This window comes from Paenibacillus sp. FSL R5-0519 (genome assembly GCF_037974275.1).
In the GTDB taxonomy this organism is placed as follows: Bacteria; Bacillota; Bacilli; order Paenibacillales; family Paenibacillaceae; genus Paenibacillus.
The window spans coordinates 1,787,515-1,812,847 of record NZ_CP150234.1 but is presented as its reverse complement, the minus strand read 5'-3'; the positions used below and the strand labels follow the sequence as shown (position 1 = coordinate 1,812,847).

At 44.4% G+C, this 25,333-nt stretch carries 23 protein-coding genes; 4 read left to right on the top strand and 19 right to left on the bottom strand.

Going from position 1 to position 25,333, the window contains the following annotated elements; all coding sequences use genetic code 11:
• Window positions 1-35: 35 nt before the first annotated feature.
• The 8 genes from bshC to MKY73_RS08080 form a co-directional block, all read right to left on the bottom strand.
• On the bottom strand, window positions 36-1,667 hold the full coding sequence (gene bshC, locus MKY73_RS08115; RefSeq protein ID WP_339306742.1) for a bacillithiol biosynthesis cysteine-adding enzyme BshC: 1,632 nt from the start codon (window positions 1,665-1,667) through the stop codon (window positions 36-38).
• Between the two features lie 157 nt (window positions 1,668-1,824).
• Window positions 1,825-3,594: an ABC transporter ATP-binding protein gene (locus MKY73_RS08110; protein WP_339306740.1), complete on the bottom strand. Its 1,770-nt coding sequence runs from the start codon at window positions 3,592-3,594 to the stop codon at window positions 1,825-1,827.
• Between the two features lie 17 nt (window positions 3,595-3,611).
• Window positions 3,612-4,538, bottom strand: coding sequence for an ABC transporter permease (locus MKY73_RS08105; protein WP_339306739.1), 927 nt, complete (start codon window positions 4,536-4,538; stop codon window positions 3,612-3,614).
• Between the two features lie 2 nt (window positions 4,539-4,540).
• On the bottom strand, window positions 4,541-5,473 hold the full coding sequence (locus MKY73_RS08100; RefSeq protein WP_339235945.1) for an ABC transporter permease: 933 nt from the start codon (window positions 5,471-5,473) through the stop codon (window positions 4,541-4,543).
• Between the two features lie 190 nt (window positions 5,474-5,663).
• Complete coding sequence (locus MKY73_RS08095; RefSeq protein WP_339235947.1) at window positions 5,664-7,361, bottom strand: peptide ABC transporter substrate-binding protein; 1,698 nt, start codon at window positions 7,359-7,361, stop codon at window positions 5,664-5,666.
• Between the two features lie 153 nt (window positions 7,362-7,514).
• Window positions 7,515-7,889 carry a DUF3397 domain-containing protein gene (locus MKY73_RS08090; protein WP_339235950.1) on the bottom strand — a complete coding sequence of 125 codons (375 nt, stop codon included), beginning with the start codon at window positions 7,887-7,889 and terminating at the stop codon, window positions 7,515-7,517.
• The gene (locus tag MKY73_RS08085; protein ID WP_339306737.1) at window positions 7,889-8,848 is read right to left on the bottom strand and encodes a 2-dehydropantoate 2-reductase; all 960 of its coding nucleotides are present in this window, start codon (window positions 8,846-8,848) and stop codon (window positions 7,889-7,891) included. The genes MKY73_RS08090 and MKY73_RS08085 overlap by 1 nt, the downstream gene beginning before the upstream one ends.
• Window positions 8,849-8,998: 150 nt before the next feature.
• Entirely contained in the window at window positions 8,999-9,649 is a 651-nt protein-coding gene (locus MKY73_RS08080; protein WP_215077527.1) for an RsfA family transcriptional regulator, read from the bottom strand.
• Between the two features lie 313 nt (window positions 9,650-9,962).
• On the opposite strand from MKY73_RS08080, the gene MKY73_RS08075 reads away from it, so the two are divergent.
• Both MKY73_RS08075 and MKY73_RS08070 read left to right on the top strand, forming a co-directional pair.
• The gene (locus tag MKY73_RS08075) at window positions 9,963-10,199 is read left to right on the top strand and encodes a DUF2626 domain-containing protein (protein ID WP_076332330.1); all 237 of its coding nucleotides are present in this window, start codon (window positions 9,963-9,965) and stop codon (window positions 10,197-10,199) included.
• Window positions 10,200-10,382: 183 nt separating this feature from the next.
• Complete coding sequence (locus MKY73_RS08070; protein ID WP_339306736.1) at window positions 10,383-11,462, top strand: hypothetical protein; 1,080 nt, start codon at window positions 10,383-10,385, stop codon at window positions 11,460-11,462.
• Here MKY73_RS08070 and MKY73_RS08065 read toward each other — a convergent pair.
• Together MKY73_RS08065 and MKY73_RS08060 are read right to left on the bottom strand one after the other, a co-directional pair.
• Entirely contained in the window at window positions 11,454-12,731 is a 1,278-nt protein-coding gene (locus MKY73_RS08065; RefSeq protein ID WP_339306735.1) for an ABC transporter substrate-binding protein, read from the bottom strand. The two genes, MKY73_RS08070 and MKY73_RS08065, sit on opposite strands and share 9 nt — an antisense overlap.
• A gap of 223 nt (window positions 12,732-12,954) precedes the next feature.
• A complete protein-coding gene (locus MKY73_RS08060) occupies window positions 12,955-14,289 on the bottom strand; it encodes a PhoH family protein (protein ID WP_024628438.1) in 1,335 nt (444 codons plus the stop codon).
• 152 nt (window positions 14,290-14,441) lie between these two features.
• Here MKY73_RS08060 and MKY73_RS08055 point away from each other — a divergent pair, with 152 nt between their 5' ends.
• Window positions 14,442-15,140 carry a YhcN/YlaJ family sporulation lipoprotein gene (locus tag MKY73_RS08055; protein WP_339306733.1) on the top strand — a complete coding sequence of 233 codons (699 nt, stop codon included), beginning with the start codon at window positions 14,442-14,444 and terminating at the stop codon, window positions 15,138-15,140.
• A gap of 7 nt (window positions 15,141-15,147) precedes the next feature.
• Here MKY73_RS08055 and MKY73_RS08050 read toward each other — a convergent pair whose 3' ends face one another.
• The 6 genes from MKY73_RS08050 to MKY73_RS08025 form a co-directional block, all read right to left on the bottom strand.
• On the bottom strand, window positions 15,148-15,600 hold the full coding sequence (locus MKY73_RS08050) for a pyridoxamine 5'-phosphate oxidase family protein (RefSeq protein ID WP_339306732.1): 453 nt from the start codon (window positions 15,598-15,600) through the stop codon (window positions 15,148-15,150).
• Between the two features lie 98 nt (window positions 15,601-15,698).
• Window positions 15,699-16,760, bottom strand: coding sequence for an LCP family protein (locus MKY73_RS08045; protein WP_339235969.1), 1,062 nt, complete (start codon window positions 16,758-16,760; stop codon window positions 15,699-15,701).
• 91 nt (window positions 16,761-16,851) lie between these two features.
• On the bottom strand, window positions 16,852-17,148 hold the full coding sequence (locus MKY73_RS08040) for a YlaH-like family protein (protein WP_339235971.1): 297 nt from the start codon (window positions 17,146-17,148) through the stop codon (window positions 16,852-16,854).
• Between the two features lie 298 nt (window positions 17,149-17,446).
• Window positions 17,447-19,291, bottom strand: coding sequence for a translational GTPase TypA (typA, locus tag MKY73_RS08035; protein ID WP_339306730.1), 1,845 nt, complete (start codon window positions 19,289-19,291; stop codon window positions 17,447-17,449).
• Window positions 19,292-19,467: 176 nt separating this feature from the next.
• On the bottom strand, window positions 19,468-19,962 hold the full coding sequence (locus tag MKY73_RS08030; protein WP_339256452.1) for a hypothetical protein: 495 nt from the start codon (window positions 19,960-19,962) through the stop codon (window positions 19,468-19,470).
• Between the two features lie 298 nt (window positions 19,963-20,260).
• A complete protein-coding gene (locus MKY73_RS08025) occupies window positions 20,261-20,920 on the bottom strand; it encodes a TerC family protein (protein WP_339256454.1) in 660 nt (219 codons plus the stop codon).
• Window positions 20,921-21,007: 87 nt separating this feature from the next.
• Here MKY73_RS08025 and MKY73_RS08020 point away from each other — a divergent pair, with 87 nt between their 5' ends.
• Entirely contained in the window at window positions 21,008-21,718 is a 711-nt protein-coding gene (locus MKY73_RS08020; RefSeq protein WP_339235981.1) for a TerC family protein, read from the top strand.
• A gap of 122 nt (window positions 21,719-21,840) precedes the next feature.
• Here MKY73_RS08020 and thiI read toward each other — a convergent pair whose 3' ends face one another.
• From thiI to MKY73_RS08005, 3 genes are all read right to left on the bottom strand, one after another.
• On the bottom strand, window positions 21,841-23,082 hold the full coding sequence (thiI, locus tag MKY73_RS08015; protein ID WP_339308525.1) for a tRNA uracil 4-sulfurtransferase ThiI: 1,242 nt from the start codon (window positions 23,080-23,082) through the stop codon (window positions 21,841-21,843).
• A gap of 6 nt (window positions 23,083-23,088) precedes the next feature.
• A complete protein-coding gene (locus tag MKY73_RS08010) occupies window positions 23,089-24,237 on the bottom strand; it encodes a cysteine desulfurase family protein (protein WP_339306728.1) in 1,149 nt (382 codons plus the stop codon).
• Between the two features lie 171 nt (window positions 24,238-24,408).
• The gene (locus MKY73_RS08005) at window positions 24,409-25,161 is read right to left on the bottom strand and encodes a lytic transglycosylase domain-containing protein (RefSeq protein ID WP_339306726.1); all 753 of its coding nucleotides are present in this window, start codon (window positions 25,159-25,161) and stop codon (window positions 24,409-24,411) included.
• Window positions 25,162-25,333: the final 172 nt, after the last annotated feature.

Below are 25,333 nucleotides of genomic sequence, written 5' to 3'. Positions count from 1 at the left end.
TCCTTGTTTATGTGTTTCTTCTATTATAAAGGGCTCTATAGTTCAATAACCTTGTGCTCTCCAAGGAATTCGCTTGAGGCCTTAATCAGTTCTTCGATCCACTCGGAGCCATAACGATTCAGGTAAAAGAGTGCATTATGTACTCGTTCCTGTGGTTTGCCCGTTGGAAACAAGGAGTTTTGAATGCCGTTCCAGTGCCTTAGGCTCACATTGTGTTTATCCTCAATGGCTTTGTGAGTCTGCTGTTTCAGATACTGCATTTGCTCGTTAATTTTACTCAAATTGGTATCGCCAATTCGCTCCAGCCCCGGATGAATCTCCGCGATCTCATCTAGCAATGGTCCATACAGATCAAGAAACGCTTCCTGAACCTTGTCAAACTGCTCATCTACCTGGAACGTCTCCTGTTGTGCGAGCCACTGTTCCTTCTTTTCTTCCAGATGATATTGTACATCCTGGAAAGAAAGTCCATATTGTTTCATATGTTTGTGATGAATATCTTCCATAATAGTGAAAGACAACCGCGGCAACAGAATGGGCATTTGCAGTCCGAACTGACAAAATGCTTCCCGAGTCAAACCCCAATATGCAATTTCACCTTGCCCCAAAATCACAGCGGCTACAGGCAGCACGGAATCCTGCATTAAAGGTCGCGTCAATACGTTGTTACTGAAGCGCTCCGGATGTTCTTCCAGTTCCTGAAGCAAACGCTCCTCTGTGAAAGAAACCAAACCTTTGCGATCACTATACAAACCGTCCTTCAACAACAGGAGCAGACGCGTACCTTCGTGAATGTAGAACAGATTCGCTCCATCCTCTGCTACTTCGGCAGGCATAGCATAACCCGCTTGTTGTACCAGCGAAGCTCCTTGTGCATATGCGTTGCGCAGCACTTCATTTTTGCGTATCATCCGCTCAAACACGGGCTGTTCCAACCTGCGTAACTCTGGATCGGCTGCATCCATTAGAACAAGTCCACTGCTGGCAAACAAGGCAGATATCATACGGGCAAATGCATCACTCAGATTTGAACTGGATTGATGGATCTCCGTGATACTTTTCATCAATCCTGGTTTATGTATCGTATCAGGTAACAGATGCTCCACCTGTTCGAGTACATTCATCCATTGCTGCGTATCCACATGAACATTACTCACAGAATCCCTTCCTGCGAACCGTCCTTGTAACTTGATCTTCTTCATATCTCCCTGATGATCAGGTAGATACGTATGATTAACTTCATCCCAGTCATGGTCTTCACCGGCAATCCAAAATACAGGGACTACCGGACGTTGAAGTTTATCTTCCGCTTCACGCGCAGCTGCCACTACACTGGCGGCTTTGTATATGACGAACAGTGGTCCGGTGAGCAGACCGCTCTGCTGTCCTCCTGTAACCACCAGTGCATCTTGTTCTGCAAGACGTGTAATGGACGCATGAACTTCTTCATGGTCGTTCACCCGCTTATTATATATACGTAAATACTCTGCCAGATCACGACGATCAATACGTGTGTTCTCCGATTGATCCAGCCACTCGGCACGCGCCTGAAGTCCTGATTCCCAGCGAATGTCATACTCGTAAAGGCCACGCGCAGCATCTCTTGAACAGATATAATCTTCTGCAAGTCTTGATCCGCTGCGGAGTGCCTCGGTAATACCGTTCATGAGGTCTGCCTCCTATTCTGCTTCAAAGAGCCTTTCTTGATTGTACCGAATTCAAGGCCGCTTCGTCAAAAGAAAGTGATGAAAATACGAAAAAAACCGCCGAACGAGTCGGCGGCACTTAATACATCAATAATAGCATATCGCTTTAATATTCCTATTATACGTAAGGCTCTGCGACCCAGTGACCTTTGGAAACCTCAATCAATTGAGCATTTTCCAGATTGTACGGGTCATTCGCAGGACCACCAGATCCATTCTGAATCGGGCTCATATGCTCTTCCGGCAGCAAGATGCGACGTTTGTTCGCTTCCACTTCCGGATCAGGTACAGGGATCGCTGAGAGCAACGTTTTGGTGTAAGGATGGACAGGGTTCGCATACAGTTCTTCACTTTCAGCGAGTTCAACCACTTTACCCATGTACATTACGGCAACACGGTCACTGATATGTTTAACCATTGACAAGTCATGCGCAATGAACAGGTATGTCAAACCGAGACGTTGCTGAAGTTCTTCTAGCAATTTAACGACCTGCGCCTGAATGGATACATCCAGTGCAGACAATGGCTCATCACAGATGATGAATTTAGGGTCTACAGCAAGTGCACGCGCAATCCCGATCCGTTGTCTTTGACCACCGGAGAATTCATGTGGATAACGAAGTGCATGACTTGGATTCAGACCTACCAGATCAAGCAGCTCTTCCACTCTTCTCTTGCGCTCTTTGGAGCTGGAAGCCAGGCCATGAATATCCAGGGACTCCCCGATAATATCCATAACGTTGAAACGCGGGTTAAGAGATGCATATGGATCTTGGAAAATCATCTGCATATCTTTACGCATTTCTTTCATTTTGCGCGGGGACAACTTGTAGATATCCGTTCCGTTGAAGTTAACATTTCCGCCAGTTGGCTCATAAAGACGCAGAATGGTACGACCTGTTGTGGATTTACCACAGCCGGACTCGCCTACAACGCCAAGCGTTTCACCTTCAAAGATATTAAAGCTTACGTCATTGACCGCTTTGAGAATGTTACCCTTACCCAAATTAAAGTACTGTTTCAAGTTTTTCACTTGTACCAGAGGCTTATTGCTGCCTTTGATAATACCAGCCGGAGCTGGTTTTTCCTTTTTGGGCTCGTCCAGACGAGGCAAAGCATTCAGCAATTTAATGGTGTATGGATGTTGAGGGTTACTAAAGATTTCAGCAGTTGTTCCTGTTTCAACAACTTCGCCTTCCTTCATAACAACAACACGGTCACACATACCCGCTACGACACCAAGGTCATGCGTGATCAGCATGATCGATGTTCCCAGCTTTTGCTGCATGTCTTTCATGACATCCAGAATTTGAGCCTGAATGGTAACGTCAAGTGCAGTTGTCGGCTCATCCGCAATCAGAAGGGATGGACGACATGCAAGCGCGATCGCAATCATGGCACGCTGACGCATACCACCAGAGAATTGGTGAGGATAATGATTCATGCGAATAGCCGCATTTTTAATACCTACAAGTTCCAGCATCTCCAAAGCCGCTTTATTCGCCGCTTGTTTGGACATGTTCTGATGCTTGCGCAATACTTCAGTAATTTGTTTACCAACTTTAATGGTAGGATTCAAAGAAGTCATTGGATCTTGGAAGATCATACCAATATCTTTACCACGAATCGCTTCCATTTGTTTGTCTGTCTTATTCAGCAGGTCTTGCCCGTGAAAAGTAATTTCTCCGCTTTTGACCTTCGAAGGCGGGGAGGGAATCAATTTCATGATGGTTTGGGCGGTAACACTCTTACCACTGCCCGATTCACCTACGATCCCCAGCGTCTCTCCTTTGCCAAGTTCAAAACTCACATGTTTAACGGCATCAAATTCACCAGAACGTGTTGAGAACGACACACTCAGGTCTTTGACAGTTAAAATCGGCTCCATAATCCCACCTCCTGTTTCTATTTACGTAATTTCGGATCGAGTGCGTCACGCAGACCGTCTCCGAGCAAGTTAAATGCAAGCATTGTAAGAACCATCAGACCTGCTGGGAACCACATCCGCCACGGGAACAGCGTCCAGCCTGTAAGTGCATCATTGATCATAGAACCAAGTGAAGATCTTGGTGCTGATACACCCAATCCAAGGAAGCTCAGGAACGCTTCGGCAAAGATTGCATTTGGAATGGACAATGTCAATGTTACAAGAATCGGTCCTATTGCATTTGGCAACAAATGACGGAACAATTGACGCCCTGTGCTTGCTCCCATGGACCTTGCAGCAAGAATAAAGTCTCTGTTTTTAAGTTGCATAATCTCACCACGCACAATCCATGACATGCTGATCCAGCCTGTGATGGTGAGGGCAATGATAATCGTTGTCAGACTTGGTTCCAATACAACCAGCAACAAGATAACAACGAGCATGTACGGCAGGGAATAGAGGATTTCGGAAAACTTGTTCATAATTCCATCTACACGTCCACCGTAGAAACCCATGATCGCTCCATAAATAACCCCGATAACAAGGTCAATCAAGGCTGCGGCCAAACCTACAGTAAGGGATACACGTGCTCCTACCCAAGTTCTTACCCACACGTCACGACCAAGCTCGTCCGTACCGAACCAGTGCTCCGCACTCGGCGCTGCATTGGCATTCAACAAATCATTGGAATAATAATTATAACTTGTAAACAAAGAAGTTGGACCAATCAAAGAGAAAATCACGACAAGAACCAATACACCCAGACTTATCATAGCAGCCTTATTGGTTGCAAGTCTGTACATGGCATCTTTAAAAAGGGATACACTTTCTTGCGGGTTAACCGCTGCCTGACTAGTCAGGTTCGTGTTCGCCGTTTCATTCTTTTTATTATTCGTGCCAGACAACGTTATGCCCCCTTCCGGCTTTCCAGCTTAATTCTAGGATCAATCAGCACGTAAGCGATATCCGTAAAGAAACGAGCCAACATCAGGAGGATACCATAGAAAATCGTAATCCCCATGATCATCGTGTAATCACGGTTTGTGATACTCTCTACGAATACTTTACCAATTCCCCCGATGTTAAAGATCTGTTCAATTACAACGGAACCTGTGATGATATTCGCTGTCATTGGACCAACATAAGTTACTACCGGTAGAATACCGTTTCTTACAACGTGTTTAAACATAATTGCAGGCCATTTTAAACCTTTGGCTTTAGCTGTTTTGATATAATCTGCATGTAAAACTTCAAGCATGCTTGAACGCGTCAAACGAGCGATAAAAGCAATCGGAGATGCAGATAGCGCTGCAACCGGAAGAACGTAATCCAATGGACCATCAAAGCCCATAACGTTAAACCAGCCTAATTTAGTAGCAAAGAGATACTGCAATAGTGACGCAAGCAAGAAGCTCGGTACAGCTATACCTATGACAGCGAGGACCATTGTGATATCATCAATGAGTTTACGGTGGTAAACTGCAGCAATAAGGCCCAGCAAAACACCTACGATAATGGAGATAACAATTGCAAACACTCCAAGCTTCAGCGAAGCGGTGAATGTTTCGCCGATCATTCCGGCTACATCTCGATTGAGATATTTCATTGAGACTCCGAAATCTCCCTTAAGGATTCCACCCATATACTTCAGGTATTGTTCATACATTGGTTTGTCCAATCCATACTTCTGTTCCAGCAAGACCCGAATTTCAGGCGATACTTTCTTCTCGGATGTAAAAGGGTCACCCGGAATAGCCTTCATCAGGAAGAAGGTTGCAGATGCGAGTATGAAAAGCGATAGCAGCATAAATAGTAGTTTTTTCAACACATACTTAACCAACCCTTGCACACCTCCACAAACAATATTTTGTATACAAATCGATTGTAGAATTAGACAGAAATAAAGTCCAATCCATTTATCGGAAATTTCAAGAATTATAAGGAAAATCGGTGCACATACAAAAAAATCGGGATATATATGGAATTCCACATATATATCCCGAAGTAATCATATTAGACTTCAGAACAACTTATTTCTCTTCCAGATATGCACGAGTGAAGTCAATAGCTCCACTGAAATCAAGTTGTACGCCTTTCAGGTAAGGCTTAGTCAAAGATACGTTAGTGTAGTAATAGATCGGCATAACGCCCATTTCATCTTGAATCAGGATTTTCTCAGCGTCAGCAAATGCAGCCATACGTGCAGCTGGATCAGCGGATTTTACAGTTTCTTTAACATCTTTGTCATACTGTTCGTTGCTGAATTTGGAATCATTGTTTGTGTTTCCAGTAGTCCACATTTCCAAGAAGTTGTATGGATCGTTGTAGTCAGCAGACCAACCTGCACGAGCTACTTGGAAGTTTTGGTTTTGACGGTTCTCAAGGAATACGCCCCACTCTTGGTTTTCTGTTTTCACATCAACACCAAGATTTTGTTTCCACATATCAGCAATTGCCAAAGCGATTTTCGCGTGACCATCACTTGTGTTGTAGATCAAAGTAACAGCTGGCAATGTAGTGTAACCTTCTTCTTTCATACCTTCAGCAAGCAACTTTTTAGCTTCATCCACATTTTCTGTGAAGTAATCGTCTTTGTGCTCATCACGGAATTCGCCGTTTTCACCACGAATACCTGGAGGTACAAAGCCGAATGCTGGAATTTGACCACCTTGTGTTACTTTGTCAACAATCAGTTGACGTTGAATTGCCATTGCAAATGCTTTACGGATTTTAACGTTGTTGAATGGTGCTTCATTTACGTTGAACTGGTAGTAGTACGTACTTGCAATACCAGTAGCTTTGAACTCGTCCGGCAATTCCGCTTTTACAGAAGGAATTTGGTCGGATGGGATTTCACCGTTAGGTGCACCAGTGTAGTCCAATTGTCCTGATTTGTAAGCTTGCAGTTCGGAAGCACTGCTGTTTGTCAAAGACATATCGATTTCAGCCAGTTTAATGTCAGCAGCTGCATGGTAACCATCGTTTTTCTTCACAACAATTTTTTGACCTTTAGAGTATTGATCCATTACAAATGGTCCGTTAACGATCATGTTTTTGTAGTCTGTGAAGAATTTGTCATTTGTATCAGCAGATGCATGTACTGGGTAGTACGTGTAGAATGCTGTCAGACCCAAGAAGTAAGGTGTTGGGTTTTCCAACGTTACTTCAAGCGTGTGCTCATCAGTAGCTTTAACACCTACTTGAGAGAAGTCTGTAACTTTAGTACCTTTATATGTTTCGTCTTTGCTCAGGTTGTAACCTTCAGCACCTTTGATGTAGTACAATTGGTATGCATATGGAGAAGCTGTTTCCGGTTTCAAAGCGCGTTCCCAAGAACGAACAAAGTCTTCGGCAGTGATTGCATCACCATTGCTCCATTTAGCATCCGGGTTCAGGTTGAAAACATATTTCAAACCATCTTCGGAGATTGTCCAGTCTTTAGCTACGCCCGCTTGTTCTTTACCGTCAGCATCGATGCGTACAAGACCTTCATACAAGAACTTCAGAACTGTGTTGGTTTGGCTGTCTTTTGCTTGAGCCGGGTCCAACGTAGGAGGTTCAGCTGACAGGTTAATTTTCAGGATTTGATCTTTAGCAAGACCATTTCCTTCGCTTGCAGAACCAGTATCGGTGTTACCTGTGCCTTCGTTTTTCGATCCGCACGCTGCAAGTACGGTACCGAACGCCAGAATCAGCGTCAAAAGGACTAATAGACTTTTCCTTTTCATCTAACACGTTCCCCCTAAATTGATATGGTTTATATGTTTATAGATTATACAACCACCGGTCAAAAAAATCTACATTACTTTTTCAGAAAGTAATGTTTTTTTCAGTTTTCGACAAAATCGACACATTTTTCAGCTCTTTTGCGTTATGTATCCTTACATCTGTTGCATGAAGTATCTAAATAATCCAAATAAAGTAAACAAAATGTATCCGAAACTCATGATTACAAAAGCCATGCGCCAAACGGCCCGGAACATTCTACCCCCATCCACCTTCCCCTTTAGTCGATTTTGCGCTCCCCCGATGAATCCAAGTGCTAGTAGTATGAGTAATAATGTCAGATAAAAACCAAAATTCGAATCAAATGTTAAGTTGAATAACGCCGATACTGAAAATACAAGGAAAAAGGTGGTTACATCCATTGCCGTTCGCAATGCTGTGCGCTTGTCTTTTTTCCATAAGTACATGCCCCAATAGACGAGAAAGAACGGAAAAAAAGGTAATATACTCAGCACGATAAAAAGTCCCATTAATTCACTCCTTCCGGTTGCATTCCTTCAATCAGATGAAGCAGTAGTTCATGTGTAGGTGCAGTAAGGCCCGACTTTTGTGCCATCTTTACAATATGTCCGTTAATTGATCTGACTTCTGTACCACGTCCAGCGAGAACATCTGCAAGCATGGAAGAAGTGTTCGTTGCAGTCGAACGACAGACTAATATCAGTTGATCCCACATATCCTGATCCAAACATATTCCACGTTCAGAGTAGACTAACAATACTTCTTCATATAACTGCCGCATTAGCCTCTTGCGTTCTTCCGTGGTGATCAATTCTCCGTTAGGGATTCGCCATAACGCTGTAAGCGGGTTAATGACTGCGTTAATTAATAGTTTCCTGTATATCAGCTTATCGATTTCATTCGACACTGTACAGTTAAATCCTGCCTGCTCCAGGGCTCTTGAAAGAGTAAATATTCCTTTTTCCTCTATAGAGATAGAAGCTTCTATATGTGTATTATGATTTCCCAACCTGGTTTCACCCGCCCCTGCACGAGTCACCTGACGCTGTGAACGCTTCGCACCTTCTGTTGTAACCGCACTACAGAGAAGCGAATTTGGCATAGCAGCATGAAGTTTTTCCAGATGCCCCATCCCATTTTGAAAACAAGCGATATTCAGCATATGATCTTGCAATGGACTAATCTCATGAATGAAATCATCAATGCCTGTCTGCTTAACCATGAGCAGTAACCATTCTCCTGGCGTGTTCTTCCATGTGTCAGTCAGCTCACTTATGGGTTTCACATGTATTTGATCCGGTAGAATATGTATCTCCTTGCCTCGTTCCACAAGGGTTACTCCATCATGACTGAGAAGGTCTGTCTGAGCCGTTGTTCTAGTCCAGAATCTGACCTGGTTACCTGTCAACAGCAGTTTCCCGCCATATAATAGACCCAGCGCCCCCGCTCCAACGATGTCAATGATCATATCATGCACTCCTATCCGCTTCAGTAGTTACGCTTCCCTTATCTATAATAGAACAAAAACACTAAACTAAAAACCCGTCATACCTGCCGTTATGTAACGGAGGTGTGACGGGTTCATACCTGACTCTCACAAATCAGACGTCTGTACTTGCTATTCAATTCGTTCCAGATTCCCGTTGGCATCCATCTTGAAACGTGTCTTGAGTTCTTCTTCTTCTTCGGACAAAAATGCAAGTCTGCGAGCACGATCCATAATCTGAATCAAAGCTTTGTAGTCGTCGTTCACCACGCGGTAATCCGTTTGTACTTCATTCACTTCCTTGGAGAGACGGTCATTCTCAAGACGCAGTTCAAGCAATTCATCTTCTTTCTCCCGAAGCTCCTTCTCCAACATCTTGAGTTGACGATTACTCTCCTGCACGGTTCCCTTCCATTGTCGCAGGAAGCGAATGACTGCATCCATCGATAATGAATCGTCCGAGATCCCATCTGATTTGTACAGATGTTCTTCAGTGTCCAGTGTAGACAATGCAGCAACCTGTGGTCCGAGCATCGCTGGCTGCTTTCTGAGATAACTTCGTTTTTGCCGTTGTGCCTTGGCGTTACTGATGGCAGACTCATACTTTTTACGTACACAACTGTTCCAGCGAAAACCGCATGCGGCAGATGTTCTGCCTATTTTTTCGCCTACCTCTTCAAAAGCGGCCAATTGTGTACTGCCTTCCCGAATATGACGCAAAGTAACCTCAGCTAATATCAAATCGTCCTCTGTACTCCAAGCATCCTGTCTCACTGCAGTCATGCTATAATACCCTCCTAACAACATCCTAAAATAACCGTCCGCATTACCGGAAGCCCGGTATGTGAATTAGGTATAAAAGCTGCTTCATTCATTCTTATGCCTCTCATAGAGTTCATAGAATTGATTTCATACTAAAATGTATTTCCACATTCAGGCTTGCTCATACGTGACACAAGTAAAACTTCTCTCTTTATACTTCATTTGAGCAAAAAAAGAATTCGCTTTCATATCCAAATTTGTTTACACGTTTTTCCTTTCCCGGTATAATGTTGTGTAGACAATCTATGATCGTACTTAGAGAGGAGGATTTACCGTGGCACGCATGTTTCGGGTACTCGGGTTCTTCACGCTTGCGATTGGCCTGATGGCTTTTGCGGGAGATCTGGTCGAAATGGCTTTGCTTTTTTTCCTGCAGACTGCGTTTTTTGTCATTTTGGGATACTTGAAATTTACTGAAAGAACGTACATATTGCTCTTCTGGGGTTATATGATCGTCACATTCACGGGGTTCAGCTACTGGACCGTATTCCAAATGGGTTTGCCGCTATAATCCACCTGCAGCATCAAAGTAATCCGATATCTGTCGGGTTACTTTTTTGTTGTGTTCAGATTAAATGGTTGTTCATGGTGTTATGTAACCTCTAAGGATAATTCACGTATTTGTTTCATATATTGTCTGGAAGACAACTAGCCTGTACTATTGTCATTGAAGAAGTGGAAAGGAGAATGATCGTTGAGACGTCATAACGGCATCGCCGCATTTATATTATGCATCATCGTATTTCTGCAACTACCCTCAAACTATGCCTACGGAGAGCCTTCATCTGAGGATACACGTGAAATATTGCAAAAAAGTCTATCCATCGTCGAAATCGATCATGAAATTGAACGTATCGCAGGCACACAGAAGCAGCTGGCTCAACAATACGAGAGATTATCCGTCCAACTTCAGGATCAGGAAGAACAGATACATATTCAGCAAGTTCGGGCCGGAGCTGTAGTGAGATCCTACTATACTGGAGAACGTGACAGTCTTCTTATGACGGTCCTAGGGGCCCGGTCATTCAAAGACCTGTTTGTACTGTATGATTATTATCAGATTATTATTGGACGGGATCAGGCTGTGCTGGACAAGTATCAGGACCGGTATCGCAACCTGCAACAGACTTCCACTCAGATTCGTCAGACTACAGCAGAACTAACCGAAATGAAGACTAATCTTCAAAACCAGCGGGAACGTGTAGTCGCCTTGCAAAAAGAAGTAGATGCCCAAATAGCCACCAGCGGAGATGCGGCGGCGATTCAGAAACTAATGGATGAATTAACTCTCTATTGGGAGAATATCGGCATCTATGAGGTGAAACGATATTTCAAAGCATTGGCATCTGCCATGCAGAACATGCCTGATTTTATACAAAAACAAAACGGAGGCATATCCACAACTGGAACAACGTATACGATTCGTATTGGGCAGGATGAGCTTAACGCATTTTTACGTTCGCAAAATCCTATCTTTAAAGACTTTGCCTTTCAGTTTAATCAGGATAAGATTATCGCATCCGGTCAGCGGGATCAGTTGCAACTAAGCATTGAAGGACATTATACGGTTGAAAATGAACCTCAAAACTCCATTCGTTTTCATGTGGACAAACTAGTATTTAATCAGCTTGATTTGCCCGACACCACCCGCAGAATGCTGGAAAGAGAATTCGACCTTGGATTCTATCCACAGAAAATCCTGTCTTTTGTCAAAGCAACGGATGTTTCAACAAGTGAAGGCATACTGGAAGTTAAACTGGCTATATCATTTTAAAGAGCTTGTTCTAATACTATTTACGTATTGATACGCTGTAATCTCTCCCTTTAAAAATTGTTGTACCTTTTTATGAAAACGAGTGATTAGAGCAAGACTTTCGGTCGTTGACGCAGGGGCATCTTGGGTTGTTGAGAACCAGGAATGTCTCTTTGTCATTTCATAACGTCCAGCAAGTTTCTCGGACTCCAAATCCAGTTCCTGTTGCTTTGCCGGCAAACGGTTGACCTGTTGGTACCATTTTAACTGTGACGTAGCGGACGTCATGCCTTCAATCCATCTACTGGCCTCCTCAGCCTCAACCGAACCCGAAGTAATGACAAGGCTTCTTGAGCTTACTGTTTCCAAGGATTCAAAAGAAATGTGCTCCAAAGAATCTTTATGAACGGTACTCGCTTGATCTGCACTTAATAATTGAGATAACAAGGATACAATCATCGGTATGTTAGTCTCGTCAGCAGTTGATGAGAACAACGGATAGGTAGACTGGACCATTATATGAGGTTGAATGTGATTCATCAATTGAATCCCCTGCTGGAGGTCTCCCGGTTGCGAGTCTAATTGCGTTTGATTAACTTGATCAGGCGCCATTCTCGGTTCAAGATGATTTAACCACGCATTTGTCCCGTACATATCATTAATGTTCATTGTAATTAAAGGGATTCCTTCGGCATTGGCTTGTTGAGTAAGTTTGACCCACTGATCTTTATTGTGAGGTAATGACTCCATTCCAGCTCTCTTCAGAAATGAAGATTTTGCAGCCAGAATGTACGGATCAAAATCAAAAGGCATTCCCCATTGATAACCATTCCACTCTGTCATTCCCCGTAATCCAACTACTGTATCACCGAGAGACTTCGATAATGTTGTTCCATTTAACGGATACAGGTACCCTTTTTGGGCATAGTATTGCACTTCTTCACTATCAAGCAGAACCACATCGCCGTTCTCTCCTAGTGAAAATTCAAGATCCAAAACACGCTTATATGTATCCGGCTTCTCATTCCGAAGATTAATCTCTACCAGCTGGGAAGCAGCAACTTCTTTGGCTAACTTTTGAAAGGCTTGGAACTCTTCATCCGACATGGCAACCACAATCTCCAGCGGAGATTGAGCATCTTCATTACGTGACGAATTACCCGGAAAAGCATCCTTCTCCTTCTCTTGTTCCTGATTGAGCTGCGAACCTCTAAAGTCAAAACTCGGTGACAAGATCGTTAACGAAAGCAGCAATACCGCGAACAAAACAACCTGATGTTTACGCTTCATTAACTTCCCTCCTTGTTCACCTAGTTTTTTCCTGCAGCAATTATTGTAACAAATAAGTAGTACTCTTGTCCTACCCTGCCGAAAAACACTTTTTCGGATTTTTGCATACTACGAGCATATCGAGTTCTGTGCAATAACGCTTTCTTATTTTTTCAGCAAAAAAGCCGGCTCCAGGAGCCGGCTTCAATAACAACATTTTCCGGGAAATAAATCCCATGGGGACTTACAATAAATCAGCCGCAAGTTGTGCCAGCTTGGACCGCTCACCTTTTTCGAGCATAATGTGTCCGCTGATTCCCTCTTGCTTAAACCGTTCCACAATATACGTCAGACCGTTACTGGCGGAATCAAGATACGGATGATCGATCTGTTCGGGGTCACCCATCAAAATAATTTTACTGCCTTCACCGACTCTGGATACAATGGTCTTCACTTCATGGCGGGACAGATTCTGAGCCTCATCAATGATGATAAACTGTCCAGGTATCGATCTTCCACGAATATACGTTAAAGCCTCCACCTGAATACTGCCAAGTCCCATTAGGATTTTATCGATATCTCCAGCTTTTTTGGTATCAAACAAAAACTCCAGATTATCATAAATCGGCTGCATCCATGGACGAAGTTTTTCTTCCTTCTCACCAGGCAAGTAACCGATATCTTTCCCCATCGGAACGACAGGACGAGCGATCAACAGTTTTTTGTATTTATGATCATCCTCTACCTTAAGCAGACCTGCTGCAAGTGCCAGCAAGGTTTTCCCTGTTCCAGCTTTACCGGTAATGGTAACAAGCGGGATGTCGTCATTCAAAAGCAGTTCCAGTGCCATGCGTTGTTGTGCGTTACGTGCGCTAATACCCCAGACATTATCATTACTGAGGAAAAGCGGCTCCAGCTTGGTTCCCTCTGTATTCACTTTAAGTAAAGCCGATTTATTGGTTCCCATCTCATCCTTGAGAATGACGAATTCATTCGGATATAACGAGTAAGACAACTGTAGCGGTTTGATTGGTAAAAAACGATATGTGTAAAACTCATCAATCACTGACGGATGAACTTTTAGGGCCGTATAACCTGGATATAACTCGCTGAGTCCTGCCGTCCGATCTGATAAGTAATCCTGTGTAAACAGTCCAAGTACATCCGCTTTGATACGCACAAGAACATCTTTACTGACAAGCACGACCTGACGTTCGACTACTTCCTTTTCATTCTCTTCGATCTGATAATTCAGTGCGACAGCCAGAATTCGATTATCGTTGGATACTTCACCAAACATTTCCTGAACTTTCACGAAACTCCGATGATTCAGCTCTACTTTCAGGTTACCTCCATTAGCCAAAGGTACCCCACTGTGCAGGTGACCCAGCTCACGTAATCCATCCAACAGTCTGGATACATTACGGGCATTACGCCCAATTTCATCGGCATTTCTTTTTTTGGAGTCGATCTCCTCCAATACAACCGCGGGAATGATTACCTCATGTTCCTCAAAGGCAAATATGGCATTGGGGTCATGCAGAAGCACGTTGGTATCCAATACAAAAATCTTTTTCATTCAATCCCCTCCAAAGCGGCGTCGTTAAAGGCATGGATAGTGTGATCTTTCAGCAGCGGCATGGACAATCATGATCCCATACATAAATGTATTCGACTAGGGCAAAATAATTGTCAACCATTCTGAAAAACTCCAAGAAAGGATGAACATTTATGAAAATATGGGTTAGCACGCTGCTTCTGATCTTTATACTTACAGGTTGCAACAGTACCACTCGTAACGCTTCTCAGGAACCGCATACGTCACATCCAAGAAGCTACGGAGGAAATATTACAACTCAGCAAGATCAAAGGAAAGGATCTCACATGCTCGATGCACAGGAAGATCGGTTGAATCCTTCACGTTTGGACCGTCTTAATGAAAATACTGGTGAAGTCCACGATACCAACATTGCGGATGATGCAAAGAGTGGCCGGATGCCAAATGAAAAACGGATCAATCACCTTAAAGCACTTGCCAAGCAAGTGGAAGGTGTTAAAGATGCGAACTGCGTTATACTCGGTAATACGGCTGTCGTTGGTATTGATGTTGATGGTGAACTGGAACGTGCTCGGGTAGGTACCATCAAATACGCTGTTGCCGAAGCGCTTCGTAAAGATCCCGAAGGTGTAGACTCCATTGTTACTGCTGATGCCGATGTCACTGAACGAATTAAAGAGATTGGTGAACATATCCGTCAAGGGCACCCCATATCCGGTTTTGCTTCAGAACTCGCTGACATGGTGGGACGAATTATCCCTCAACTCCCGAAAGACGTCAAAGTCCGTCAAAATCCGGATGAACACGTGAATCAAAAACAACAAATGCAGCAGCTGCATTCATCTGACAAAAGACAACAAAAAGCCCAGTGATCTCTCACTAGGCTTTTTTCATGGCAGCAAAAACCTGCCCATCTAATTTTTCAGCAGCACGCTGATCATATACTTTGACATATTGAGGCACGGAGGACAGTTGAGCGCCGTAAAACAGAGCATTCCTCACCGCTTCAATCGTAATGTCGAAACAGCACATATTAAATGGAACATCCTGCAGCGGATCTTGTCGTACCGCAGCACGTCCGTTCACTGCGTACACTGTCTCTTCTCCAAAGACAGTAATCGTAATGAGCGGGTTAGTCATCATGTTATTCACTAAGCGCGAACGATGATCGATCGCCACACGAAAAGTAGAAGCATTCTCCGCATAAATCCAGGAGATGGCTGTTGAAGTCGGACCTCCGGATTCTACATCCACTGTGCTCAGCAGCACAAAGGTCTCATTCTTGAATTGCTGTAAAAGAGATTCAGTTAATTGTGTGACGGCTTCGGACATTCAACCAGCCCCCTAACCTTCTTTATGCAATTCTTAAACTTGGTTTATATTATTATAGCATACGAATTAATGTGCTTCCAATCCAAAAAGAATGAAGGTTATTCACTCGAAGTTGAAGTGGTTACTTTGCCTGAAAGTGTATCTTGTAATGCCTGCTTCGCATTGGCAAGTTCCGTTTCATTAATATACACATAAGGACTTCTCCACTCTCCGGTTACCGGAGTATAGTGTACATCCGAGGTGGAAATGTTCCAATACGTCGAGATGAAGTTTTTCATTTGTTCCGATTCCACATCTGTCGTCATGTTCTTGTCAACTGCACCAATCACTTTGCTAATCTTCGTAATTCCCCCAAGAGATTTCATCTGATCCAACATGGAGTTCAATACTTGGTTTTGACGTTTGTTACGGTCAAAGTCATTGGATTCAGCAGTCTTCGGATTACAATTGGATTTGCGGTAACGCACAAAATCCAGTGCCGCTTTACCATCAAGATGTTGTGCGCCTGCGACCAGATTGATATCTGTCCCATCGGCTGTATCTCTATAACACATATTTTTATCCACAGTCACATCCACGCCACCCACGGCATTAACAGCATCACGGAAAGCCTGGAAATTCAGTACGGTTGTATAATTAATATCTACATCCAAATACTTACTCATCATTTCTTTCATCTGATCCTCTGCATTTTTGCCAGTGGTTTTTTCCTGTGCTTTAAACCTCGGATAATAGGAATTCAACTTGTTTGATTTGTACCCATCCAATTGAATACGCGTGTCTCGTGGCAAAGATACAATGGTTGCCGTCTTGGTCTCCGGATTCAACGAAGCCACCATTACGACATCCGAGAGATATGTGCCCGTTTCAGGACGGTTATCTGTGCCTAATAACAGCATCGTGATCGGTTTGGTTGTGGCTGACATGCCGGGAGGTACCGGTTTATCGATGCCTGTATCCACGACTTGATTGTATACCCAGTACGCATATCCACCGCCTACCAGAATGGCAATAACCAATAGACTTAAAAAGATTCTGCCAAAAGCATTCATTCTCTTTTTCTTCTTAGGCTGCTTGCCCTTGCCATTCTTCGATCCAGAAGCACCGGATTGCGTTGGTGCCTGTCTCCGTGGAGGCAGTCCGTTCGAATTTGAGTTCATATCTTCAACACCTTTATCACATCTGTTTTTTGTCTAAATAAAAGACAACCGCTTTCCCTAAGGAAAACGGATGGTCTGTACAAGACAGGATTTATGAATTTCGAGCGGTAGCTTCCGCTTTTTTCTTTTGACGGCCTTCGATAAAATAACGCACTCTCACTAACAACATCAAACCAACCGCAACCAACAAACATTGAATGATGGGAAGCTTGTCGATCTGGAAAATAAGAAGCATGAATGTGCCCATCGCCATCAATATATAGAGAACGATTTCCTTACCAAGCGGCAATTTCTGACGTACCCGAAACACCTTGTTATATACGTAAGTAATCAATACAAAGATGACGATGTAGGCTACGATCGGGTGTGATGCGAACCATGCTTGCATGCACAGCCAGCTCCTTTCGTGTTCATGCTAGGATATAAGTTAACTGGTTGATGAAACTCCCTTTAGCAACTTAGAGAGCCAGTACGTGCATCGTGACCGTTTCGGTCTCAGCTCGTTCTTCCGATCGCTGTTATCCCCAGATTTTTTCGATCCATTTTCAATGGTAAAATCCGGGGATAAAGGCGAACGCTTCGCTTCTTCAGAATCGATTCTGTTCCCTACACTACGTTAGTTGTACAAGCTCTCGTTACTAGCCGGGCCCATCAAACGTTAACTTATAACTTTTATTTTATTGTTATTAGGCTTTGGAAGCCATTTTGCGTTGTTTTTCTGCACGTTCACGCTCGGATTTATTCAGGATCTTCTTACGAAGACGAATGGATTTCGGTGTGATTTCACAATATTCATCTTCATTCAGATATTCAAGCGCCTGTTCCAATGAGAAGATAATCGGAGTTTTAATTTTAACTGTATCATCTTTACCAGAAGAACGAACGTTAGTCAGTTGTTTTTCTTTGCAGATGTTAACAACGATATCATTGTCACGTGTATGTTCACCAACAATCATACCTTCGTAGATCTCAGTACCCGGCTCCAAGAAGAGCGTTCCGCGATCCTCAACACCCATCATTCCGTAGAACGTAGATGTACCCGTTTCAGTTGAGATCAGTACTCCTTGGTGACGTCCACCCACTTGACCGGATACTACTGGAGCGTAGCTGTCAAATGCATGGTTCATAACACCGTAACCACGAGTCAATGTCAGGAAGTTTGTGCTATATCCGATCAAACCACGTGCTGGAATCAGGAACTCCAGACGAACTTGACCACTACCTGTGTTAACCATGTTAACCATCTCTGCTTTACGTGCACCCAGGCTCTCCATTACGGAACCCATGCTCTCTTCAGGGATATCAATCAACAAGCGCTCAACAGGTTCCATTTTCTTACCGTCAACTTCTTTAACGATAACTTCTGGTTTGGATACTTGAAGTTCATATCCTTCACGACGCATGTTCTCAATCAGGATTCCCAAGTGAAGCTCACCCCGTCCGGAAACGACAAATGCATCCGGGCTGTCCGTTTCATCAACACGAAGGGAAACGTCAGTTTCCAGTTCTTTCAACAAACGCTCACGAAGTTTACGGGAAGTTACCCATTTACCTTCACGACCTGCGAATGGACTGTTGTTCACGAGGAACGTCATTTGTAGTGTAGGCTCATCGATTTTCAAAACTGGAAGTGCTTCTGGATTGTTCGGATCGGCAATGGTTTCACCAATGTTGATGTCCTTGATCCCTGCAATGGCAACGATGTCGCCTGCTCCTGCTTCTTCCGTCTCAATACGTTTGAGACCCTGGAAACCGAACAGTTTCTCGATACGTGCAGTTTTGCTCTTGCCATCACGCATAATAACCGTTACCGATTGTCCTTGACGGATCACACCGCGGTTAACACGACCAATGGCAATACGGCCAAGGTATTCATTGTAGTCCATCAAAGTAACGAGGAATTGAAGTGGTTCTTCAACATTTTCGGTAGGGTGTGGGATATGACTAACGATCGTATTGTAGATCGCCATCATGTTGTCATCCTGTTTAGCAGGATCACTTTCCATGCTGGATGTTCCGTTCAATGCGGAAGCATATACAACAGGGAATTCAAGCTGTTGATCGTTGGCACCCAGTTCAATGAACAGGTCCAATACTTCGTCAATTACCTCAGCCGGACGAGCCGCTGGACGGTCAATTTTGTTTACAACAACGATAGGTGTCAGGTTGTGCTCCAGTGCTTTACGAAGTACAAACTTCGTTTGTGGCATACAGCCCTCATAAGCATCAACGACGAGCAATACGCCGTCAACCATTTTCATGATACGTTCCACTTCGCCACCGAAATCGGCGTGTCCTGGTGTATCCACAATGTTGATCAGATAATCTTTATAAGTTATAGCCGTGTTTTTGGCCAAAATCGTAATACCGCGTTCACGCTCCAAATCGTTGGAGTCCATTGCGCGCTCCTGTACCGTTTCGTGATCACGGAAAGTACCGGATTGCTGGAGCAACTTGTCGACGAGCGTAGTTTTCCCGTGGTCGACGTGGGCAATAATCGCAATATTGCGAATGTGTTCTCTTGAATGCATGGTTTGTATCCATATCCTTTCCAATTTCAATTCTTATCTACTAAACTTCCCGCAATTTCGCAGGTTACTCACAAAATAAGCGTCGGTGATATCCCGACGCATGTCTATATCCCTTATATTATAGTTTATTATAGGTAAAAATCAAGATATTTCGCACGAAAAGACCATTGGGAATGTTACCAGCCTCTCCCTTGCCGTCCTCGTCCAAGCAATAACCAGACTCCGCCCAGGATCAAAAGAACAGCAAGGACATAGATTATTCCCGTTTGCAGCAAGGTAAATCCGAATAATATGATGGATACCGCACCAAGGATCAAAGCTGCAGGTAATACATATTCCGGTCTTCGACGCTCAGCCATTCCATATTCGAGCAGCCCTATGGCGATCCCAAGCAAAATTGCTGGCCAGAGCCTGCTCATTAGTCCAGCACCCCATGTATTGGTTATACTGAATAACACACCATACACCGTTAGTATGCCGGCTGGAACAAGTGACCACGACGGTGAAATACGCGCATAATATAACGCATGAAGGGCTATGCCTGGCAGCAAGATCAGCAAAGGCCAGAAGTTACGACCAATAAATCCAAACACGCCAAACTTACCAAGCAGAATAATAATTCCAGCAGCTACAATAAATATGCCAATTGCTTTTTCATTTCTCATCCTCATCTGCAATCACCTCTTATACCATGGCTATGTACTTTATTTCTTTGATAAACATTTTATAATCCATGCTGACTGTTAATTTCCTAACCTGTTATCCTGCTTCTAGTGTATCTGATGTTTCGGCAAAAAACTATACTTTATGTCGCACTTTGCAGGTGCCCTTTACCTGTATTACCCTAAAATGTGCAACTTATGACTAGCCCAATGGAACTTCTAATGGCAAGAGTATTCGCTCAACACAAAACCGCCTAAACCTGCGGGTTCGGACGGTCCTGTGTTCAAGCTTTTATCCATAGTCAAACTATGCGTTCTTCCTCACAAATTTATGGGCTCCTCCAACCGCTATTACAAGACAAGCCATTGCTGCGGGCAGCAGCGTGTGTACCTCTGATGCCATTCCTCCCAGCCATTCTCCTAACTTTGGGTCTTTCATCACCATCTCACCAGCTGTGAAAGCCAGAATGCCTGATCCGGCGAATACCAGAATCGGAAATCGCTTGAGCAAACCAACAATTAGCCCACTGCCCCATACGACAATGGGGATACTTATTGCAATCCCGATGACGATCAAAGCCAAATCTCCATCTGCCAAAGCCGCTATAGCCAAAACGTTATCCAGGCTCATTACAAAATCGGCAATCAGAATGGTTTGAATGGCTTTCCACGTCGTAGAAGCTTCCCGAATATGTACTTCATCCTCATTTTGAAGCAGTAGCTTCACTGCAATCCAGAGTAGCAACAGTCCACCTGCCGCTTGGATAAAGGGAATCCCGAGTAATAACACTGCGACGAAGGTTAACACACAGCGTAGCAGCACCGCCCCAAAAGCTCCCCACCATACCGCTTTTTTGCGTTGTATCGGTGGCAGATCCTTGCTGGCAAGCGCAATAACAACCGCATTATCTCCACTCAATACCAGATTGATCATTAAAATCTCAGTCAACAGCCAGAGTGTATCCATGTCCTCATCCCCCCACATTAACTTGTATGTCAGAGTTGTCCATGCTATTCTTAATGATTGAACCGTATATAAGGAGTGACATAATACATGGAGCTATTTAGCCCCGCTTTCTGGCTGGCTTTGCTGAACGTTGTCTTTATTGATCTCATTCTGGCTGGAGATAATGCCATCGTCATTGGTCTTGCAGCTCGAAATTTGCACCCTTCCGTGCAGAAAAAGGCGATTCTATATGGAACGGGCGGCGCACTTCTGATTCGAATCTTGGCAACCGTTGTTGTTTTATGGTTGCTTAAAGTGCCTTGGCTCTTGCTGGTGGGAGGCATACTGCTGATCTGGATCGCCTATAAATTATTGGCGGATCAGGGAGATGAACACAATGATATTCAGGCGGGGACTTCCTTATGGACTGCTGTTCGTACCATCGTGATCGCAGATGCAGCCATGGGACTCGATAACGTGATTGCCGTTGCCGGAGCTGCGCAGCAGCATCTTGTGCTTGTCATTCTCGGACTCCTGATTAGTGTACCTATTATCGTCTGGGGCAGCACCCTGTTTATCAAGCTCATTAATCACTTTCCCTGGATCATCTATGTCGGAGCCATCGTTCTCGGGTATACGGCATCCAATATGATTACCGAGGAGCAGCGACTCTCGCCTTACTTTACTGAACATCCGGCATTGCGAATTCTCTTCATCGTTGTGGTTATCGCAGGCGTAGTCTTTGCGGGTTATCGCAAACGCTCCAGCAGTTCGAGTCACAAGGGATCTGGCGGGGAACAGCAGCGCTCCTATTCGTAGGCTATTTAATTTTATAATTGCTCCTGAACACAGCAAAGGACTGAACGATATTTTATCGGACAGTCCTTTTTTTGCAGTTAACATAGCCTTTATTATGTCAGCCATGCTCATTTTTATTGAGTTTAGAACCAGTCATCCTTCATGGCATGATCGCCTGACTGATTCGTTACCACAGAAGTTTCACCTGCGTGCAGCGTGATGGTTTCTGTTAATTCCACCGCTTGATCCACCCATTCTGACAGATGGCTCATTGTTGATTCTATTTTATCCACAATTCGAAGGTTTGGATTGGTTGAAGGTGACTTTGGCACAAAGAGAGTACAGCAATCCTCATATGGCAAAATCGATATGTCATACGTTCCAATTTGTTTGGACAGGGTAATGATCTCCTGTTTATCCATCATAACCAGTGGTCGCAACAGTGGTAGATCCGTCGCACGGCCGATGACATTCATACTCGGAAGAGTCTGACTCGCTACTTGGCCCAGGCTATCCCCGGTGATCAGTGCTAGTGCGCGCTCCCGCTCTGCAAGTTTGGATGCAATTCGCAGCATTGAACGTCTCATTAGGGTAATAATCAGATTGTCCTGACCCAGTTGGGTGAATGCCGTTTGGATCTCCGTAAATGGAACCAGATGCAGCTTAATTGTTCCTGCATGATCAGCAAGGGCACGCGCCAAATCAATGACTTTTTCTTTGGCCCGCTGGCTTGTGAACGGATAACTGTAAAAATGTACACATTCCACTTCGAGTCCACGACGCATGGAAGACCAGGCAGCAACAGGGCTATCTATCCCACCTGATAGCAGTACCATTGCTTTGCCATTCGTCCCCAGCGGAAACCCACCCACTGCAGGAATGGTTTCATTGAAAATATATGTGCCTTGATCCCGAATTTCCACTCGCAGTTCAATATCAGGCTGACGAACATCAACACTCAATTGCTGGAACTTCCGAAGGATCGGGGAACCAACCAGATGATTCATTTCATGTGAAGAGTTCGGGAACTCCTTCCATACCCGCCTTACATTTACCTTGAATGTGGTGCCTTCCTTAAATTCGTCTTCCCTTTCGTCCATAAAAGCAACTGCGGTTTTCACAATCTCATCAAGCTCGGATGGAGTAACTTTAACCGGACTAATCGACATCACACCGAATACCCGCTTTAACACCTTAATCAGTTCAGTATGTGATTCACTGCCAAGATCCACATAGACACGGCCATATTCTTTGCGAAGACTTGCTCCTGGATAAGGTTTAAGTAAAGCTTTCACCTGTGTAATGATCGTTTTCTCGAATCGCGCACGATTTTTTCCTTTTAACATAAACTCTCCGAAACGGAGAAGCAGCATATCATATTTCATATCCATTCACATCCGCCTTTCAAGGGGTCGCAACTGCGCCACCATCTGATGTAAAGCCCGTTCAAGCGAGGCTACATCTTCTTCTGTATGTTCATCTCCAAGACTAATACGCAATCCGCCAGCAGCACAAGCTGCATCTCTGCCCATCGCAAGTAGAGCTCTACTCGGTTCAGCCGAACGCGAAGAACAGGCAGATTGGGTGGATATGGTTATGCCAAGTTGCTCCAAGGTGTGCAGCGCCACTTCTGCCTTCATCCCGGGATAGGAGAAGTGCACAATATGAGGTGCACCCTCTGTGCGACTGTTCAATTCAAATTCAGGAATGTGACGTATCGTTTCCATCAATCGATCACGGAGTACCTGAGTACGACGGGCATAATCAACCCGGCCTTCTGCTGCCATCCGCATGGCCTTTGCCATGGCTACTAACAAGGCCACGTTCTCCGTGCCAGCTCTTAGACCCTGCTCCTGTGATCCCCCTGACATGAGTGGCGTAAGTTCCACTCCACTTCGCACATACAAGAGGCCTGCTCCCTTCGGCCCACGGATCTTGTGAGCAGACAAACTGTACAGATCTGCGCCCCAAGCGGCAGGTGCGGCCTCCATTTTCCCAAAACCCTGAACACCATCCACATGGAAGAGCACTCGTGGTGCTTTCTTTTTCAACTGTTTGCCAATCTCTGCAATCGGATGGATGGCCCCCGTTTCATTGTTTACATGCATCAGACTTACTACCACCGTATCCGGTCTGATTGCGTCTACAACCTGCTGAGCACTCACCACTCCATCGGAATTCACAGGAAGTAATGTCACTTCCCATCCCCACTGTTGCAATTGCATAACACTTTCATACACCGAAGCATGTTCGGTAGCCGTTGTGACGATATGTCTGCCCCGTGACTGATAACGTAATGCCGCACCTTTTATCGCCAGATTATTGCTCTCAGTCGCTCCAGAAGTAAATACAATCTCCTCAGGTTTAACACCTATTGCTGCAGCACAGCCAGATCGTGCACGACGCAACAATTGATGAGCACGCTCTCCATATCCATGAATAGAAGACGGATTACCGAATTGTGTCTCCATAATTTCGGCCATCGTACGAATGACATCAGGATGGGGAGGCGTGGTTGCAGCATAATCAAAATATTTCAAATGAGGTTGGACCTCCCTTATCTCTTCGTTCATGATCCTACAGTGAGCATTGTAACATGATACCCATACAACACAAAAAGACCAACCGGGAACAGGCGTTTCAAGCGCTGCTGCTCCCACATTGGATCTCATCCTGCCTATCATGTGTTATCGCAAATGTTTTTTGAGAGTTTAGATCACATATTTCGCGCGTGCCTTCTCCACTTTGGAGATATAATTCTGTGTTTCTGAAGGCAGACGGTTAAGTACACTCATCAGTTCACTATCACTCGACACGCCCAGACGTGAAACACGACCCGGTCCTGCATTATATGCAGCAAGCGCCATGTTCACTTCTCCACCGAAACGCTGGAGCTGAAGAGAAAGATATTTGGTACCAGCATCAATGTTCTGAGCAGGATCAAATGAATTACTCACACCTAGCCCCGCAGCCGTCCCATCCATTAATTGCATGAGCCCTTTGGCACCGGCGGAGGAAACAACATTTGGGTTAAAATTGGACTCTGTGTCAATGACGGCCTTAATCAATGATTCAGGCACACCATATTTCGCACTTGCTTCCGAAATCAATGATTCAAAATCCGTAGGTACGGATGCACCGGAATCCACGATTCCTGTATTGGATGAAGATAATAAAGATTCAACGATGTTATTGGAGACAGAAGACGATCCTGCCGTATTTATATCCGGATTGTACGTGCTTCCGAGTTGCAGCCACAACAAACCATCACTGGATCTTTTGGAGACCGTAGCGGTGGAATCCGTATTGCTCGTCGAATTGGCACCCGTGCCTAACAGCCCGTCCATCACATTGGCGAAATCCACTGTTGAACCAGCATCTGGTTGTGACCCACTGGTTTGATTATTCACATTGGATAGTTGCAGTTCCAACAACTGCCGCGATCCGCTCGGATCTATCTGCATGAGTTATACCCACTCCCGTAGTATTAAGCGTAATATGACCTTATTCTACATCGTTTTACAGCAAGGTTCCATTGTTTTCAAAAAAATAGTTGAATCCCACGGTCTAACCTGCGTATATACGAAAAAAAACCTCCTGTAAGTCACCACACATGGGTGCAAACAGAAGGCTTGG